Source organism: Janthinobacterium sp. CG_23.3, assembly GCF_046115965.1.
GTDB lineage: Bacteria > Pseudomonadota > Gammaproteobacteria > Burkholderiales > Burkholderiaceae_D > Janthinobacterium.
Genome location: NZ_JBJXIB010000047.1, coordinates 22,853 through 39,221, shown reverse-complemented (window position 1 = coordinate 39,221; position 16,369 = coordinate 22,853). Strand labels below are relative to the sequence as shown.

Annotated in this window: 16 protein-coding genes; 9 read left to right on the top strand and 7 right to left on the bottom strand. The window is 63.2% G+C overall.

Translation table 11 applies throughout. The annotated features are described in order from the left end of the window. The 3 genes from ACFDR9_RS13085 to ACFDR9_RS13075 form a co-directional block, all read right to left on the bottom strand. Nucleotides 1-240 (bottom strand): transposase (locus tag ACFDR9_RS13085; RefSeq protein ID WP_409031260.1); only part of this gene is annotated, 240 nt, incomplete at its 3' end. A 40-nt stretch (nt 241-280) separates the two neighbouring features. Next, nucleotides 281-385 (bottom strand): cysteine peptidase family C39 domain-containing protein, encoded by a 105-nt coding sequence (locus tag ACFDR9_RS13080; RefSeq protein ID WP_409031259.1) that lies wholly within the window; start codon nt 383-385, stop codon nt 281-283. Nucleotides 386-468: 83 nt separating this feature from the next. Continuing rightward, the gene (locus ACFDR9_RS13075; protein ID WP_409031258.1) at nt 469-1,818 is read right to left on the bottom strand and encodes an HlyD family secretion protein; all 1,350 of its coding nucleotides are present in this window, start codon (nt 1,816-1,818) and stop codon (nt 469-471) included. Nucleotides 1,819-2,287: 469 nt separating this feature from the next. Between ACFDR9_RS13075 and ACFDR9_RS13070 the strand changes: the two genes are divergently transcribed. Continuing rightward, entirely contained in the window at nt 2,288-3,169 is an 882-nt protein-coding gene (locus ACFDR9_RS13070; protein ID WP_409031257.1) for a hypothetical protein, read from the top strand. An 85-nt stretch (nt 3,170-3,254) separates the two neighbouring features. Here the strand turns inward: ACFDR9_RS13070 and hemB are convergent, their stop codons facing one another. Both hemB and yihA read right to left on the bottom strand, forming a co-directional pair. After that, a complete protein-coding gene (hemB, locus tag ACFDR9_RS13065; RefSeq protein ID WP_026133134.1) occupies nt 3,255-4,271 on the bottom strand; it encodes a porphobilinogen synthase in 1,017 nt (338 codons plus the stop codon). A 121-nt stretch (nt 4,272-4,392) separates the two neighbouring features. Continuing rightward, nucleotides 4,393-5,130, bottom strand: coding sequence for a ribosome biogenesis GTP-binding protein YihA/YsxC (gene yihA / locus ACFDR9_RS13060; RefSeq protein WP_017877831.1), 738 nt, complete (start codon nt 5,128-5,130; stop codon nt 4,393-4,395). Between the two features lie 160 nt (nt 5,131-5,290). On the opposite strand from yihA, the gene ACFDR9_RS13055 reads away from it, so the two are divergent. The 5 genes from ACFDR9_RS13055 to ACFDR9_RS13035 all read left to right on the top strand — a co-directional run bounded on the left by ACFDR9_RS13055 (nt 5,291) and on the right by ACFDR9_RS13035 (nt 11,228). Next, complete coding sequence (locus ACFDR9_RS13055; protein WP_409031256.1) at nt 5,291-5,971, top strand: c-type cytochrome; 681 nt, start codon at nt 5,291-5,293, stop codon at nt 5,969-5,971. Nucleotides 5,972-6,123: 152 nt separating this feature from the next. Beyond that, a complete protein-coding gene (locus tag ACFDR9_RS13050; RefSeq protein WP_409031255.1) occupies nt 6,124-8,232 on the top strand; it encodes a cytochrome c biogenesis protein ResB in 2,109 nt (702 codons plus the stop codon). Between the two features lie 136 nt (nt 8,233-8,368). Beyond that, nucleotides 8,369-9,517, top strand: coding sequence for a c-type cytochrome biogenesis protein CcsB (gene ccsB / locus ACFDR9_RS13045; protein WP_409031262.1), 1,149 nt, complete (start codon nt 8,369-8,371; stop codon nt 9,515-9,517). A gap of 100 nt (nt 9,518-9,617) precedes the next feature. Then, nucleotides 9,618-10,598, top strand: coding sequence for a protein-methionine-sulfoxide reductase catalytic subunit MsrP (gene msrP, locus ACFDR9_RS13040; protein ID WP_409031254.1), 981 nt, complete (start codon nt 9,618-9,620; stop codon nt 10,596-10,598). Between the two features lie 6 nt (nt 10,599-10,604). Next, nucleotides 10,605-11,228, top strand: a complete 624-nt coding sequence (locus ACFDR9_RS13035; RefSeq protein ID WP_409031253.1) for a sulfite oxidase heme-binding subunit YedZ — start codon at nt 10,605-10,607, stop codon at nt 11,226-11,228. A gap of 85 nt (nt 11,229-11,313) precedes the next feature. Here the strand turns inward: ACFDR9_RS13035 and lptM are convergent, their stop codons facing one another. Then, complete coding sequence (gene lptM / locus ACFDR9_RS13030; protein ID WP_409031252.1) at nt 11,314-11,514, bottom strand: LPS translocon maturation chaperone LptM; 201 nt, start codon at nt 11,512-11,514, stop codon at nt 11,314-11,316. A 40-nt stretch (nt 11,515-11,554) separates the two neighbouring features. Between lptM and cyaY the strand changes: the two genes are divergently transcribed. After that, the gene (cyaY, locus tag ACFDR9_RS13025) at nt 11,555-11,884 is read left to right on the top strand and encodes an iron donor protein CyaY (protein ID WP_017877824.1); all 330 of its coding nucleotides are present in this window, start codon (nt 11,555-11,557) and stop codon (nt 11,882-11,884) included. Between the two features lie 70 nt (nt 11,885-11,954). Here the strand turns inward: cyaY and ACFDR9_RS13020 are convergent, their stop codons facing one another. Then, nucleotides 11,955-14,294, bottom strand: a complete 2,340-nt coding sequence (locus tag ACFDR9_RS13020; RefSeq protein WP_409031251.1) for a penicillin-binding protein 1A — start codon at nt 14,292-14,294, stop codon at nt 11,955-11,957. A gap of 364 nt (nt 14,295-14,658) precedes the next feature. Between ACFDR9_RS13020 and ACFDR9_RS13015 the strand changes: the two genes are divergently transcribed. After that, the gene (locus tag ACFDR9_RS13015) at nt 14,659-15,735 is read left to right on the top strand and encodes a pilus assembly protein PilM (protein ID WP_017877822.1); all 1,077 of its coding nucleotides are present in this window, start codon (nt 14,659-14,661) and stop codon (nt 15,733-15,735) included. Beyond that, nucleotides 15,735-16,358 carry a PilN domain-containing protein gene (locus ACFDR9_RS13010; RefSeq protein WP_409031250.1) on the top strand — a complete coding sequence of 208 codons (624 nt, stop codon included), beginning with the start codon at nt 15,735-15,737 and terminating at the stop codon, nt 16,356-16,358. Before ACFDR9_RS13015 ends, ACFDR9_RS13010 begins: the two co-directional genes overlap by 1 nt. The last annotated feature ends 11 nt before the right edge of the window (nt 16,359-16,369 follow it).

Sequence of the window (16,369 nt, the reverse complement as noted above, 5' to 3'; positions counted from 1 at the left end):
GGCCTCGTTCATGCCAGCTGTTTCAAGCACCACTCCAAATTTATCAGCCGAGGACCACTCCACGGCATTCTTTCCATTTCCCGGCACCGGCACTCTCTGCGATTGTAGATTTCGTCGCCAAGTATAAAGTGTCTGTTCCGAGATGCCATTCTCCTTCGCCAGTTCCGATACGGGCTTGTTTTCCGGCGGCATCATTCGCCGTAAAATGGCTTCCTTGCGTTCTGCTGAGTAGCGCTTCACTGAATGTCTTTGCTCCGCCCCCGGTTAGATTTAAAGTGATTCAAGTGACGCGACATCTATCCTGACACAGGGGGTATTGGCTAGCGATCATCACGAGGCACGCCAGCCCGCATTCGCTCGATTCAGTTTGAAGATGAAGTTTCATATGTGCAATAATTCAATTTTCGTGTGCCAGTGTTTGAGCAAACGTGATCGGATGGCTCTAATTTCATCATCTCGGTTGCTACGCTATAAAGTTTGGCTTACGGCCAACACCGGTTCAAGAATCCACTCCCAGATTTTGCGCCTCTCCTGTAGCACATCGGCCTCTAAGGTCATGCCTGGTTTGAGCGCTTGCGGCAGGCCGTACGCGCTAATTGATTGTTTATCGAGTTTGACTTTAATGCGGTACAGCGCTTCGTTGCTGTTGAATCCGAGTACGTTTTGTTGGGCGTTGCTGAGGATGGTGCTGGCTAGGTTCGCTGGAAGCTCGCCAGGGGCAAAGGGAGTTTTACTGACATCGGTGACCGTGCCTTGCTGCAGGCCGAATTTTTGATAGGGGAAGGCTTGGTAACGGATCAGAACGTGCTGACCACCGGCGACGAAGCCGGCTGTACGGCTGGGTGCGTACAAATGGACCTCTAGCAGGCTATTTGCGGAGCCGATATCCTTGTCTGTGTTCTGCGCGCCGCCCGGGGGCGGCGGTATCAAGGTTGCCAGTACTTGCCCGGCGTTGATGTTCTGGCCCGCTTGGCTCGTCAGGGTGGTAATCGTGCCAGCTTGGCTGGCGGTGATGAGGCTGGCCTTGCGATTTCTGTTTTCCGCTACTTCCTGTTGTAGGCTGGCGAGCGCGCGTTGCAGTTGCATCTGATCGGTAGCCAAGGTGTTGTCCAGCGCAGCTTGCTCGGCGTGGGAGGCGAGCAGGTTTGCTTGCAACTGCAGCTTGTTGCGTTGCAAGATGGACATGCGGGCGGAGACATCGATTAAATCTTCCTGCTTCTGTTGGGTCTGGGCACTGGAGACATAACCCTCACTTTGCAGTGTCTGGTATTTGTTGACACTAACTTGTGCCATGTCATGCCGTTTTTGCATCAGGATAATCTCTTGCTCCAGCTGACTGACTTCGGTGTTCAGATTGGAGATTCTTTTGGCAAACGCCTGTTTTTTTTCATTATGCTGCGCTAGTCGGAGCCTTTGCTCCGTCTCTAATGTTTGTTGTCGGGTAGCCAGTTGCATGGCGATCAGGGAGGTGATTTCCCCGTGGTCGCCTTGGCGCTCTGTCGACAGCTCAAACAAGATTTGGCCCGCGCGTACTGCCTGTCCTTCGCTAACATAACTGCGCATAAGCAGGCCGGCGTTGGCTGTGGTAATACTAATACTGCCTCCGATGGGGAGGGTGATGCCAGTGACACGGGTTTTTTTGGTGACACTTCCCAAGCTGACGTAGGCGACCAGCGAGGTAGCGATCACTGTCGCGATGCCAGCGATGAGCCAGCTCGAAATCGGCTGCGCTAAACGAATCGTTCCCAGCCATTGTTGACTGTGCGCTGTAGTGACTTCCGGACGGAAGAGCGGCTGACTTGCAAGAGAAGAGGCCATATTTTTTTTAATCGTAAAAAGTAAAACAAGCTAAAGCTCGTGCAATGTAAAGAGGCGCGCTAGAGGAAAATATTTGGTCGGAGTCTACGGAAAATATTTTTCGTAAAATAGATATTGTACATTGGGAATTATAGTTTAAAAATACCCATGAAATTTATTTTTCAAATTTTAACGTGGCAAATCTAATTCTCAATTACATGCAGGGGTTCTTACCTACATATTGATGGCCTGTATCGGCCCCGCAATGTCGGTCGCCATCTAGGCTGCGTGTTGGCGTTGGGCTTGCTAACCCATTGCGCGAGCCATGTTTCAGATACATATCGTAACAATCATCAAGACGCTCATCTTGTAAGCTACCGCGACAGCTCCGGGATGGGTGCTATCCAAGAATGCGAGATTCTGGCACTATGGCCAGCCCACCGTCCCGTGCATTATTTTCTATCTAGCTCCAAAGAAAGCATGATTAATTTTGCATGACAAGACCCACATCAACGCCAGCGATACTGAGTACTGCGAAACCTGCGGCCAGTTGATCAAGCCGCCGCCAAGTTACGGTGAGAGGGGCAGTTCGAACCGCATCGGCATCGCCCTGTCGATCCTGCTGCATGTGCTGATGGTCGGGTATTACCTGCTGCGCCCGCCGGCGCAGCGGCCGCTGCCGCCGCCGACGCGCGAGAGCGCGATGGTGTACGTGGCGCCGCTGGCCGACAAGCCGCAGCCGAAGGCGCCCGCCAAGCCGGCGGCGCCGAGCAAGGTCAAGCCGCCGCCGCCGTCGCGCCAGCCGCGCGTGGCGGCGATCACGCCGCCGAAGCCGCCGCGCCAGCCGAAGCTGGAAACCATCGTGCCGCCGGTGGTGGCGCCGGTGCCGACGCCGGTGCAGGAGGTCGACATGGCGGCCTACATCGCGTCGCGGCAAAAACAGCGCGGCGCGCAAGCGGCGCCGGAGGCCCCGGAAAGCGACAACGACCGCGCCAACCGGGTGGCGCGGGCGAATATCGCCGGCGCGCAGGGCAAGAACGCGGGCAGCGACAAGGACGATTCGGGCGGCGTGTTCTCGATCGTCGAGAAGAACTCGTTCAGCGCGACGATCAAGTTCCGCGGCTGGAACACCAACTTCAAGCGCCGCTGGCTGAACCAGGTGCAGGTGGAGCAGGGCGCCGAACTGGACATCGAGACGGCCATCGTCAAGAAAATGATCGACTTGATCCGCAAGGAAAAGCCCGGCGACTTCGTCTGGGAATCGCACCGCCTCGGCCGCAACGTGCCGATGAGCGCGCGGGTGGAGGACACGGCGGAGTTGCAGGCGTTTTTGCTGAAGGAATTTTTCCCCGAGTACCGCGCGCGCCGGTAGGCGTCGCCGGCGCCTGGGCGTAAAAAAAAAGGGCAGGGCGCTGGCGCGGCCTGTCCTTTTGGCGTTTTGAACGGGGCGCGGCGTGTTACGCGCGCGCCTTTAGCAGGCGCGCGATGTCCAGCGCGAAGTACGTCAGCACGCCGTCGGCGCCGGCGCGCTTGAACGACAGCATCGCCTCCATCATCACCTTGTCGTGGTCGAGCCAGCCGTTTTGCGCGGCCGCCTTCAGCATCGCGTATTCGCCGCTGACCTGGTAGGCGAAGGTCGGCACCTTGAACTCGTCCTTGACCCGGCGCACGATGTCCAGGTAGGGCATGCCCGGCTTGACCATCACCATGTCGGCGCCCTCGGCCAGGTCGAGTCCGACTTCGCGCAGCGCTTCGTCACTGTTGGCCGGGTCCATCTGGTAGGTGTTCTTGTCGCTTTTGCCCAGGTTCTTGGCCGAGCCGACCGCGTCGCGGAAGGGGCCGTAGAAGGCCGACGCGTACTTGGCCGAGTAGGCCATGATGCGGGTGTGGATCAGGCCGTGCTGCTCCAGCGCGGCGCGGATGGCGCCGATGCGCCCGTCCATCATGTCCGACGGCGCCACCACGTCGACGCCGGCCTCGGCCTGGGTTAGCGCCTGGCGGATCAGCATGGCGGTGGTCTCGTCGTTGAGCACGTAACCGTTGGCGTCGAGCAAACCGTCCTGGCCGTGGCTGGTGAACGGGTCGAGCGCGACGTCGGTGAGGATGCCCAGTTCGGGAAAGTGTTGTTTTAACGCACGCACGGCGCGCGGCACCAGACCGTCCGGATTGGTCGCCTCGACGCCGTCGGGCGTCTTCAGCGCCGCGTCGATGACCGGGAACAGCGCCAGCACGGGAATGCCCAGCGCCACGCATTCCTCGGCCACCTTCAGCAGCAGGTCCACGGAAACGCGCTCGACGCCCGGCATCGACAGCACCGGTTCGCGCTGGTTCGTGCCTTCGAGGATGAAGACCGGGTAGATCAGGTCGGACGCGGTGACCGTGTTTTCACGCATCAGCGCGCGCGAAAACGGGTCGCGGCGCATGCGCCGCATGCGGATACCGGGGAACTGGGCGGGGGCTTGTGAGTTGTGCATCGCGAATACCATCAAAGGAATGAAGTGGTCGCCGGCGGCGGGCGCGCGGCAACGGGCGGCCGCCGCGACCCGGACCGCCGGCCCGGTGTGAAGCGCGTTACTAAACCGAATACGAGGCCGACTACGAGGCCGAACCCGGCTCCGGCTCGTCGCTGTCCTGCATCTCGACCGGCTCGGCCGGCGCGCCGGCGCCGTCGTCGCTGACGCCGGCCAGTTCCAGGATCTTGTCGTTGGCTTCTTCGATGCCGATGCGTTTCAAGGCCGAGAACAGTTGCGCGGTGAACGGGAAGCCGACGCCGTCTTCGTCGACGTAGCTGGCCAGCTTGGCGCGCGTCTGGCGCAGCACGTTGGTCGAGTCGTTGCGGTTGAGCTTGTCGGCCTTGGTCAGGATGCAATGGATCGGCTTGCCGGTCGGGGCGAACCATTCCAGCATCTGGATGTCGAGGTCGGTGAACGGGCGGCGCGAGTCCATGATCAGGATCAGCGCGGCCAGTTGTTCGCGGCGCTGGACGTAGTCGCCCAGCAGGCGCTGCCAGTGCAGCTTGGCCGAACCGGACACCTCGGCGTAGCCGTAGCCCGGCAAGTCGACCATCATGCATTCGATCTCGTCGATGATGGCTTCGTCCTTGCGGTGCTGCGCGACGTGGGCGCCGCCAACCGAGAAGTAGTTGATGTGCTGGGTGCGGCCGGGGGTCTTGGAGGCGAACGCCAGCCCTTTCTGGTTGCACAAAATATTGATGGCGGTAGATTTACCGGCGTTGGAGCGACCTGCAAATGCGATTTCCGGCACCGTGGTGTCGGGCAGGTCGCGCAGTTGGTTGACGGTCGTAAAGAAGCGGGCTTGCCAGAGTTTAGACATGGGATGGGGAGAAATTGCAACAAAAGGGGGCGAAAACGCGAGGAAGCTATTGTACAATAAGGGGTTACGAATTGTTGACATCGAAAGCGGCCGTTACATCAAAGCCCGCTGCGGCGACAATCTTTACCACTAATTTTTTGACTAGTCTCAGGGTGTTTGAATGAATCGTGCGTTTTCACCATTTGTAAAATCCTTGTTCGTCGCATTGCTGGCCGTCTCGGCCGCCGCATCGGCAAACCAAGAGAAAAAGCCGGCTCACGCCGAAGCCGCCGTGGTTAAGGCCGACGCCGGCAAGGGCGCCACCCTGTACGCCGAAGGCGACGCCGCCCGCGGTTTGCCGGCGTGCGTGTCGTGCCACGGCGCCGCCGGTAATTCGACCATCGCCGCCAACCCGAAACTGGCCGGTCTGAACGAAGTCTATCTGAACAAGCAATTGGTGGAATTCACCAAGCCGGAACGCAACCAGCCGGTCATGACGGGCTTCGCCAAGATGCTCACCGACGCCGAAAAGAAAAACATCGCCGCCTACCTCGCCGTGCAAACGCCGAAACCGGGCGCCGCGAAAAACAAGGACACCGTTGAACTGGGCAAGCGCATCTACCGCGGCGGCATCGCCGAGAAAAGCGTGCCGGCCTGCGCCAGCTGCCATGGCGCCTCCGGCACCGGCATGCCGATCCAGTACCCGCGCCTCGGCGGCCAGCACCAGGACTACACGGTGGCCCAGCTGACCGCGTTCCGCGGCGGCGCGCGCAAAAACAGCGCGCAAATGTCGACCATCGCCATGCGCCTGTCGGACGATGAAATGAAGGCCGTCGCCGACTACGTCGCCGGTTTGAAATAAGCGGAAACAAGCACTACGCGGTATGTCTGGCGGCGGGCCTCGGCCCGCGGCGGGTGGCAAAAGGGCGGCAGCGTGAGCGGGCTGCCCTTTTTGTTAGTATCATGCCCGCAGCGTCGCCATGAGTGCCGCCATACTTTGAGATTGTGTTGAGCATGAGCACCCCAAGCACCACCGGAATTGAGTTGAAAACGCGCCGCCGGGCGCTGGCCGAAACCGTCGAACTGGTTTCCTCGATGCGTTTCGCGATCAGCCTGCTGACCCTGATCGCGATTGCCTCGATGATAGGCACCGTGCTCAAACAGAACGAGCCGATGCCGAGCTATGTGAACCAGTTCGGGCCGTTCTGGTTCGAGGTGTTCCACAAACTCAGCCTGTACGCGGTGTACTCGGCCTGGTGGTTCCTGCTGATCATGGCGTTCCTGGTGGCGTCGACGTCGCTGTGCATCGTGCGCAACGCGCCGAAAATGCTCAAGGACATGCGCAGCTGGCGCGACAACGTGCGCGAGCAATCGCTGCGCAACTTCCACCACAAGGGCGAATGGCGCTCGCCGCTGGCGCGCGCGGCGCTGGCGCAACAGACCGTGGCGCGGCTGGAAGACGCCGGCTACAAGGCCAAGGTGGTCGACAAGGGCCACGCCACGCTGGTGGCGGCCAAGCGCGGCGCGGCCAACAAGTTCGGCTATATCTTCGCGCACAGCGCGATCGTCATTATTTGCATCGGCGGCTTCCTCGACTCCGACATGCCGATCCGCTTCCAGCAGTGGTTTATGGGCAAGACGCCGTTCGCCGGCAGCGGCGTGATCGCCGACATTCCGGAAAAGCACCGGCTGAGCCTGTCCAATCCCACCTTCCGCGGCAACACCATGATTCCCGAGGGGTCGAGCAGCAACGCCGCCGTGATTCCGCAGGCCACCGGCGTGCTGATCCAGGATTTGCCGTTCACCATCTCCCTGAAAAAATTCCACATCGACTTTTACAGCACCGGCATGCCCAAGCTGTTTGCCAGCGACGTGGTGATCAAGGACCACGAGAGCGGCGCCAGCTTCGCCGCCACCATCAAGGTCAACGAGCCCTTGCTGTACAAGGGGCTGGCAGTGTACCAGTCCAGCTTTGAGGACGGCGGCAGCAAGCTCAAACTGACCGGCTTCCCGATGACCGGCAGCGCCACCGCGCGCTTCGACATCGCCGGCGAGGTCAGCGGCAGCACGCCGCTGGCGCTGGCGTCGGGCGAGGCGTATACGGTCGAATGGTCGGGCTTTCGCCCGTTCAACGTGGAAAACCTCGCGGCCGGCCAGGATGTGCGCGCCGTCAGCAAGACGGCCAGCTTGAACGAGCAGTTCGCGGTCGGGCTCGACAAGCGGCTCGGCTCGGCGGCGAAAAACGCCAACAACAAGGATTTGAAGAACGTCGGCCCGAGCGTGCAATACAAATTGCGCGACAAGACCGGCCAGGCGCGCGAATACCAGAACTATATGCAGCCGGTCAGCGTCGACGGCGCCACCGTGTTCCTGGCCGGTATGCGCGTCAACCCGGGCGACCCGTTCAGCTTTTTGCGCATTCCCGCCGACGACGGCCACAGCGTCAACGAGTGGATGCGTTTGCGCGCCGCGCTGCAAGACCCGGTGCTGCGCGGCCAGGCCGCCGCGCGCTATGCGCAGCGGGCCATGCCGCAGGCCGGCGCCGAGGCGCTGCGGCTGCAACTGCAAGAGTCGGCCGCGAAGAGCCTGGGCATTTTCGCCGGCGACGGCAAGGACGGCGGTTTCCTGGCCATTTCGCGTTTCCTTGAAAAAATCCCGGCCGCCGAGCAGGAAAAGGCCGCCGACATTTTCATGAAGATACTCAACGGCAGCCTGTGGGACCTGTGGCAGGCCGCGCGCGCCAAGGACGGCCTGGCGCCGGTGGCGGGCGACCAAGTCCACGGCCGCTTCCTGCAACTGGCCACGAACGCGTTGTCGGACAGTTTCTTCTACGGCGCGCCGGTCTACCTGCAACTGGACGATTTTACCGAGATCAAGGCCTCGGTGCTGCAGGTGACGCGTTCGCCGGGCAAGAGCGTGGTCTATCTGGGCTGCCTGTTCCTGGTGCTGGGCGTGTTCGCGATGTTCTATATCCGCGAGCGCCGCCTGTGGGTGTGGATCAAGGACGGCGCCGACGGTAGCGGCGGCGCCGAGGCGTTGATGGCGATGAGCACGCAACGCAAGACGCTCGACTTCGAGAAGGAATTCGAGGCTTTGAAAGCGAAGTTGCCGCAGTCGGCGTAAGGTAGTGTGGCGCGGCGCTCCCGCAAGGGCGCGGCGCCACGGCAGCGCAGCACGACACTAGCGGAGCACGCCGCATGACGCTAGCGACAGTGATATCCGGACGTCCGCCGCGGCGCCCCGGGTTTTGGAGAGAATGATGGAATTGACACAACAAACCTATACCCGCGCACCGGGCTTTTTCAAGCGCCTGACGACGCTCGACTGGCTGTTCGGCGCGCTCTTGCTGTGCGGCTCGCTGTACGGCCTGAACCGCTTCGGCGCCTATATGGACATCTACGAGAAGGTGATCATGCTGGCGTGCGCGCCGACTTTCGCCTGGCTCGGCTGGCACTGGAAGCCGGTGCGCTGGCTGATGCCGCTGGCGGCGCTGCTGGCGCTGTACGCGGTGTCGCTGTACGGCGGCAACCTGGACGCGGCGAATACCCGTTTTTTCCTCAAGTACATGCTGTCGAGCCAGTCGGCGATCCTGTGGATGGGCACCTTTTTCGTGCTGTCGACGGTGTTTTACTGGATCGGCCTGGCGGCGCGCTCCGACTTCGGCTCGTCGGTCGGCTCGGTGCTGTGCTGGGCCGGCGTGGTGCTGGGCCTGACCGGCATGCTGGTGCGCTGGTTTGAATCGTATCTGGTCGGCAGCGACGTCGGCCACATCCCGGTGTCGAACCTGTACGAAGTGTTCATCCTGTTTTCCCTGATCACGGCGATGTTCTACCTGTACTACGAGCAAAGCTACGCGACCCGCCAGCTGGGCGCCTTCGTCATGCTGGTGATCACGGCCGCGGTGGTGTTCCTGCTGTGGTACACCGTCACGCGCGACGCCGCCGACATCCAGCCGCTGGTGCCGGCGCTGCAAAGCTGGTGGATGAAAATCCACGTGCCGGCCAACTTCATCGGCTACGGCACCTTCGCGCTGTCGGCCATGGTGGCCGCGGCCTACCTGCTGAAGTCGCACGGCCGCCTGGTCGACCGCCTGCCGTCGCTGGAAGTGCTCGACGACGTCATGTACAAGGCCATTTCCGTGGGTTTCGCTTTCTTCACCGTCGCCACCATCCTCGGCGCGCTGTGGGCGGCCGAGGCCTGGGGCGGCTACTGGTCGTGGGACCCGAAGGAAACCTGGGCCCTGATCGTCTGGCTCAACTACGCCGCCTGGCTGCACATGCGCCTGATGACGGGCCTGCGCGGGCGCGTGGCGGCCTGGTGGGCGCTGGTGGGCCTGCTGGTGACCACCTTCGCCTTCCTCGGCGTAAACATGTTCCTGTCCGGCCTGCATTCTTACGGCAAACTGTAGGCGACATTAAGTCACGATTAATTCGGGCCGGATAGTGTAAGGTTAGTCAGTCTTGGCGCGACCAAGACGCAATCCCTTCTCTTTCTGTCCCGGAGCCGCCATGCTGATCCAACGCAGTCCCAACGGTATCGACCTGCCGTTTTCTTCCGAAATCACGCCGCGCGAGGTGTTCGAGTCGCGCCGCCGTTTCATCCAGCACATCGGGGCCGGCTCGATCGCCGGCGCTTCGCTGCTGGCCATGGCCGGGCGCGAAGCGTTCGCCCAGACCGGCGCCAACCCGAAGCTGCCGGCGCGCCTGAATCCGGCGTACTCGTCGATGGACAAGGCGAGCGCCTACAAGGACGCCACCACCTACAACAACTTCTACGAGTTCGGCACCGACAAGGCCGACCCGGCGCACAACGCCGGCACGCTGAAGACGCGGCCGTGGACGGTGACGATCGAGGGCGAAGTGAAAAAACCGATGACGCTGGACCTGGACGCGCTGCTCAAGCTGGCGCCGCTGGAGGAGCGCATCTACCGCCTGCGCTGCGTCGAGGGCTGGTCGATGGTGATTCCGTGGGTCGGCTATTCGTTTTCCGAGCTGATCAAGAAGGTCGAGCCGACCGGCAACGCCAAATACGTCGAGTTCGTCAGCCTGGCCGACAAGAAGCAAATGCCCGGCGTCGGCAGCCGCGTGCTGACCTGGCCCTACGTCGAGGGCTTGCGCATCGACGAGGCGAACCATCCGCTGGCGCTGCTGACGCTGGGTATGTACGGCGAGACGCTGCCGAACCAGAACGGCGCGCCGGTGCGCATGGTGCTGCCGTGGAAGTACGGCTTCAAGTCGGCCAAGTCGATCGTCAAGATCCGCTTCGTCAAGGAGCCGCCGCGCACCGCCTGGAACGTGTCGGCGCCGTCGGAGTATGGGTTTTACTCGAACGTCAACCCGGAAGTCGACCACCCGCGCTGGTCGCAGGCCAGCGAGCGCCGCATCGGCGAGGACGGCTTCCTGGCGCGCAAGCGCAAGACCTTGATGTTCAACGGCTACAACGACGTCGCCTCCCTGTACGCCGGCATGGATTTGAAAAAATTCTTTTAAGCAGCCATGCCATTCAATCCGAACCCCAAACAGCTGAGCTGGCTGAAAGTGGCGCTGTTCCTGCTGTCGCTGCTGCCGTTCGGGCGCATGGTGTGGCTGAGCGCGACCGGCCAGCTGGTCGAACCGCTGGAGTTCCTCACCCGCGGCAGCGGCGACTGGACCCTGTATTTTCTGTGCATTACCCTGGCCTTGACGCCGCTGCGCCGGCTGGCGAAGTGGAACTGGCTGGTCAAGCTGCGGCGCATGCTGGGCCTGTTCGTATTTTTCTACGCCGCGCTGCACTTCACCACGTTCCTGTGGTTCGACCACTTTTTCGACCTGGCCGAAATGTGGCGCGACGTGCTCAAGCGGCCCTTCATCACGGTCGGCTTCAGCGCCTTCGTGCTGTTGATCCCGCTGGCCGCCACCAGTAGCAACGCGATGGTGCGCCGGCTCGGCGGCAAGCGCTGGCAGTGGCTGCACCGGCTGGTTTACCTGATCGCGCCGCTGGCCATCCTGCATTTCTGGTGGATGAAGGCCGGCAAAAACAACTTTGCACAACCTATCCTATTTGGCTTGATCGTCGCGCTATTGCTCGGTATGCGCTTGTATTGGGCGCGCAGCAAAGCCGCCGCCGCGAAGGCCGCCTAGCACCCTCTGTGTCTGTCCTTGCGCGCACCCTCGAAGAAATCGTCGCCGACGAGTAGGGCGCCGGCGCCGGCCCGTGGCGCCGCGTTTATTGCACAGGCGTCGGCATGGCCGGTGGCGGCGGCACCGGCGCCGGGGCGATTGCCGGCTTGCCGCTTGTGGCCGCTTGCTCAGGCGCCGGTTTGGCCGGCGGCTTCGGCATGAACAGCGGACCCGGTTGGCCGCAACCGGCCAGCATGCCGGAGATGAGCAGGGAAATGCCGATATACAACGCTAAAGATGACTTCACGATTAGAATCACGGTTTGATATGAGATCTTGGAGTGTAGCATGAGCGAATCGGAATTCCTGGCACTGGCCGAAGCAACCCTGACGGCGATCGAGGCGTCGCTGGACCGTTTGAACGACGAGGACGTGCTCGATGTCGAATGCAGCCGCAGCGGCAACGTGCTGCAAATCGAGTTTATCGACAACGGCTCGAAAATCATCGTCAACAGCCAGGCGCCGATGCAACAGTTGTGGGTGGCGGCGAAATCCGGCGGTTTCCATTACGGCCGGGTCGGCGAGCAGTGGATCGACACGCGCGACGGTTCCGAGTTGTTCGCCGCGCTGTCGGCGCTGGCCAGCGCCCAGGCGGGCGCACCGGTGACCTTGTCCTAAGGACGTAAGAAGGGGAGGGCCGCCGGCTTGCGCCGGCAGCCCTCCCCCGCGGGGAGAGCGCGGCGCGGCGTCAGAACAGCTCGTTTTTGACGGCGTCCTTGACTTTCTCCTCGGCCGGCGTGCCGCGCGCCGCGCCCTCCAGGCTGTGCACGCCCGTGCCCGGCGGATTCTCCGCGTAATAATAGTCGTCGCCGGACTGTACCAGCCCCTCCGGCACCGCCCTTTCCTCGACCGGAATGCTCTTCAGCGCCTTTTGCATATAGCTCATCCAGATTGGCAAGGCCAGGCCGCCGCCGGTTTCGCGGTTGCCCAGGTTCTTCGGCTTGTCGTAGCCGATCCAGGCGATGCCCACCAGCTTCGCCTGGTAGCCGGCGAACCAGGCGTCGATCGAGTCGTTGGTGGTGCCGGTCTTGCCCGACAGGTCGGGCCGCTTCAGCGCCATCGCCTTGGCGGCGGTGCCGTAGCGCACCACGTCGTTCATCATGCTGTTCATCAGGAAGGCGTTGCGTTCGTCGATGACGCGGTTGGCCGCGACCCCGGCCAGGTCGGGATTGGCCTGCGACAGCACCTTGCCGTCGCTGTCGGTGACCTTGGCGATCAGGTAGGGGCTGACCTTGTAGCCGCCGTTGGCGAACACCGCGTAGGCGCCGGCCATCTGCAGCGGCGTGACCGCGCCGGCGCCCAGCGCCAGGGTCAGGTAGGGCGGGTTCTTGTCGGCGTCGAAGCCGAAGCGGGTCGCGTATTCCTGGCCGTACTTGGCGCCGATCTTCTGCAGGATGCGGATCGAGACCATGTTTTTCGACTTGGTCAGGCCGCGCCGCATCGTCATCGGCCCCTCGTACTTGCTGTCGTAGTTCTTCGGCTCCCAGGCCTGGCCGCCGGTCTGCCCGGCGTCGAAGGAGATCGGCGCGTCGTTGATGATGGTCGACGGCGACAGGCCGCGCTCGAGCGAGGCCGAGTAGATGAAGGGTTTGAAGGCCGAGCCCGGCTGGCGCCAGGCTTGCGTGACGTGGTTGAACTTGTTGCGGTTGTAGTCGAAGCCGCCGACCATCGCGCGGATCGCGCCGTCGGTGGTGCTGGCCGAGACGAAGGCCGATTCGACCTCAGGCATCTGCGTCACGCTCCAGCCGCTGTCCTCGCGCATGACGCGGATCACGGCGCCGCGGCGGATGCGCCGGTTCGGCGCCGCCTTGTCCGACAGCCAGGCCGCGCCGAAGGCCAGGCCCGGGCCGCTGATGGCGATTTCCTCGCCGGCGGCGCTGACGGCGACGATTTTCTGCGGCGACGCCTGCAGCACCATCGCCGCGACGATGTCGTCGCTGTCCGGGTGGTCGGCCAGCTCGGTTTCGATGGCGTTGTCGGCCTCCTCCTTGGTCGACGGGATGTCGATGTAGGCTTCCGGGCCGCGGTAGCCGTGGCGCTTCTCGTAGTCCATCACGCCGCGCCGCAGCGCCAGGTAGGCGGCGTCCTGGTCGGCCTTGGTGATGGTGGTAAACACGTTCAGGCCGCGCGTGTAGGTGTCTTCCTTGAACTGCTCGTAGACCAGCTGGCGCGCCATTTCGGCGACGTACTCGGCGTGCACGCCGAACTCGCTGCTGTCGGTCTTGATCTTCAACTGCTCGGCCTTGGCGTCGGCGAACTGGGCGTCGCTGATGTAGCCGAGCAGGTGCATGCGCTGCAGGATGTATTGCTGGCGGGTGCGCGCGCGCTTCGGGTTGACCACCGGGTTGTAGGCCGACGGCGCCTTCGGCAGGCCGGCCAGCATGGCCGCCTCGGCCACGCTGATGTCCTTGAGGTTCTTGCCGAAGTAGATTTGCGCGGCCGACGAGAAGCCATAGGCGCGCTGGCCCAGGTAGATCTGGTTCATATACACCTCGAGGATCTGGTCCTTGCTGAGGTTTTGCTCGATCTTCCAGGCCAGCAAGACCTCGTAGGTCTTGCGCTTAAGCGTTTGCTCGCTCGACAGGAAGAAGTTGCGCGCCACCTGCTGGGTGATGGTCGAGGCGCCCTGTTTCGCCCCGCCGGTCAGGTTGTGCAGCGCGGCGCGGGTGATGCCCAGGTAGTCGACGCCGCCGTGTTCGTAGAAGCGGTCGTCCTCGATCGCCAGCACGGCCTTTTTCATCACGTCGGGGATGTCCTTGACGCGCACCAGCGTGCGGCGCTCCTCGCCGAATTCGCCGATCAGCACGTTGTCGGAGGAGAAGATACGCAGCGGCATCTTCGGCCGGTAGTCGGTCAGGGTGTCGAGCGCCGGCAGGTTCGGGTAGGCCATGGCCAGGCCGAACACCACCAGCAGCATGGCCACCAGGCCCAGGCCCAGCACGCAGGCCAGCGACAACAGGAGGAAGCGGCGGGGTTGGCCGGCGGCGGGCCGGGGCGCGGGCGCGCCGGCGGTTTTGGAGGAGGACATGCGGGTGGAGTCTTTCGCTGTAGTTATGCGAGTCAATTATAAGCGAGGCGGCTCGCGCGCGGCGCGTCAAGCGGGCGCCCCCGCTGGCCAAGCCGGCAACTATCGTGGTGTGCTTGACCACACCCCCTCCGGCCGAGTGTGGCGGATACCACGACGCTTCGAATCATGCGCAGCAGAAATACCTTTAAATACCTTTACACGCACCAAGCCTTATTGCTAGGATTTAAAGTACTGTCTGATGTGTGCCGTTTAAACGCTGGTCTACAAACGAGTTTCCCCTTATGCCAACAGTTCTAATGTGTGCCCCGAAACACAATAGTAGTGGCGCGGGCCAGCCGGCGGCGCGCCGCGGCGGGGGACGGCCTTGATCGACCTGAGCGCCCTGTTCGGCCGCGCCAGCCAGCCGCTGCTGGGGATCGACATCAGCACCTCCGGCGTGCGCCTGGTCGAACTGGCCCTGGTCGGCAAGCAGGAGCTGCGCCTGGAGCGCTACGCCGCCGAGCCGCTGCCGCGCGGCGCCGTGGTCGACGGTAACATCGAAAACATCGAGCAAGTCTCCGAGGCGCTGCGCCGGCTCTGGAAGAAGAGCGGCGCGCGCGCCCGCCTGGTAGCGCTGGGCATGCCGCCGGCGTCGGTGATCACCAAGAAAATCATCCTGCCGGCCGGCCTCTCCGAGGACCAGCTGGAAGTCCAGGTCGAGTCCGAGGCCAGCCAGTACATCCCGTTCGCGCTCGACGAGGTCAGCCTCGACTTCGACGTGCTCGGGCCGGCCCTGAACTCGCCCGACGACATCGAGGTGATGCTGGCGGCGTCGCGCCGCGAGAAGGTCGAGGACCGCGTCGCCGTGGCCGAGTCGGCCGGCCTGAAGGCGGTGGTGATGGACATCGAGTCGTACGCCGCGCGCGCCGCGCTCGAACGCGTCACGGCGCTGACGCCCAAGGCTACGCTCGACCAGGTCATCGCGCTGTTCCAGATCGGCGCCCAGGTCACCCACATTTCCGTGCTGCAGGACGGCGTCACCATTTACGAGCGCGAGCAGCCCTTCGGCGGCAACCAGCTGACCCAGGACATCGTGCGCGCCTTCGGCATGTCGTTCGAGGAGGCCGAGGGGCGCAAGAAGTCCGGCGAGCTGCCGGAGAACTACCAGCGCGACGTGCTCGCGCCCTTCCTCGAGAGCGCCGCGCTGGAGGTGACGCGGGCGATCCAGTTTTTCTTCACGTCGACGCCCTACACCCGGGTCGACCAGTTGTTCCTGGCCGGCGGCTGCGCCCAGCTGCCCGGCCTGCTCGAACTGGTTGCCGGGCGCACCAAGATGGCCGCCGCCGTGTTCTCGCCGTTCCAGGGCATGCAACTGGCGCCGGGCGTGCGCGAGGCGCAGTTGCATAGCGACGCGCCGGCCTACCTGGTGGCCTGCGGCCTGGCCTTGCGGAGGTTCGGCTGATGATACGCATCAACCTGCTGCCGCACCGCGAGGAAAAACGCCAGCAAAGGAAGGCCGCCTTCCTGGCCCTGCTGGGGCTGTGCGCCGTCGCCGGCGCCGCGGTGGTGCTGGCGGTGGGCGGCTACAACGCGCGCCGCCTGTCGATCCAGGACGAGCGCAACGGCGCCATCAAGGCGGCGATCATCGAACTCGACGGCAAGATCGTCGAAATCGCTACCCTCAAGCAGGAGATCGAGGCGCTCAAGGCGCGCCAGCAGGCGGTCGAGGATTTGCAGGGCGACCGCAACCAGCCGGTGTTCCTGCTCGACGAGCTGGTCCGGCAAACCCCGGACGGGGTCTACCTGCGCGCCTTCAAGCAGGAAGGCCAGCGCGTCAACATGAACGGTTACGCCCAGTCGCAGGAGCGGGTCTCGGAATTCCTGCGCAACCTGGCCGGCAACTCGCCGTGGCTGGAACGCCCCGAACTGGTCGAAGTGCGTTCCACCGGCCTGGGCCAGGGACGCAGCGCCAAGAAGGTGGTCGAATTCACGCTGGTGGTCGGCATCAAGCGCCCGCGCGACAAGGACCAGCCCAAGCAAGACAAGAGCGGCGCGGCGGCGCCCGCCGCGGCGCCGAAGCAATGACAGCGGAGCGA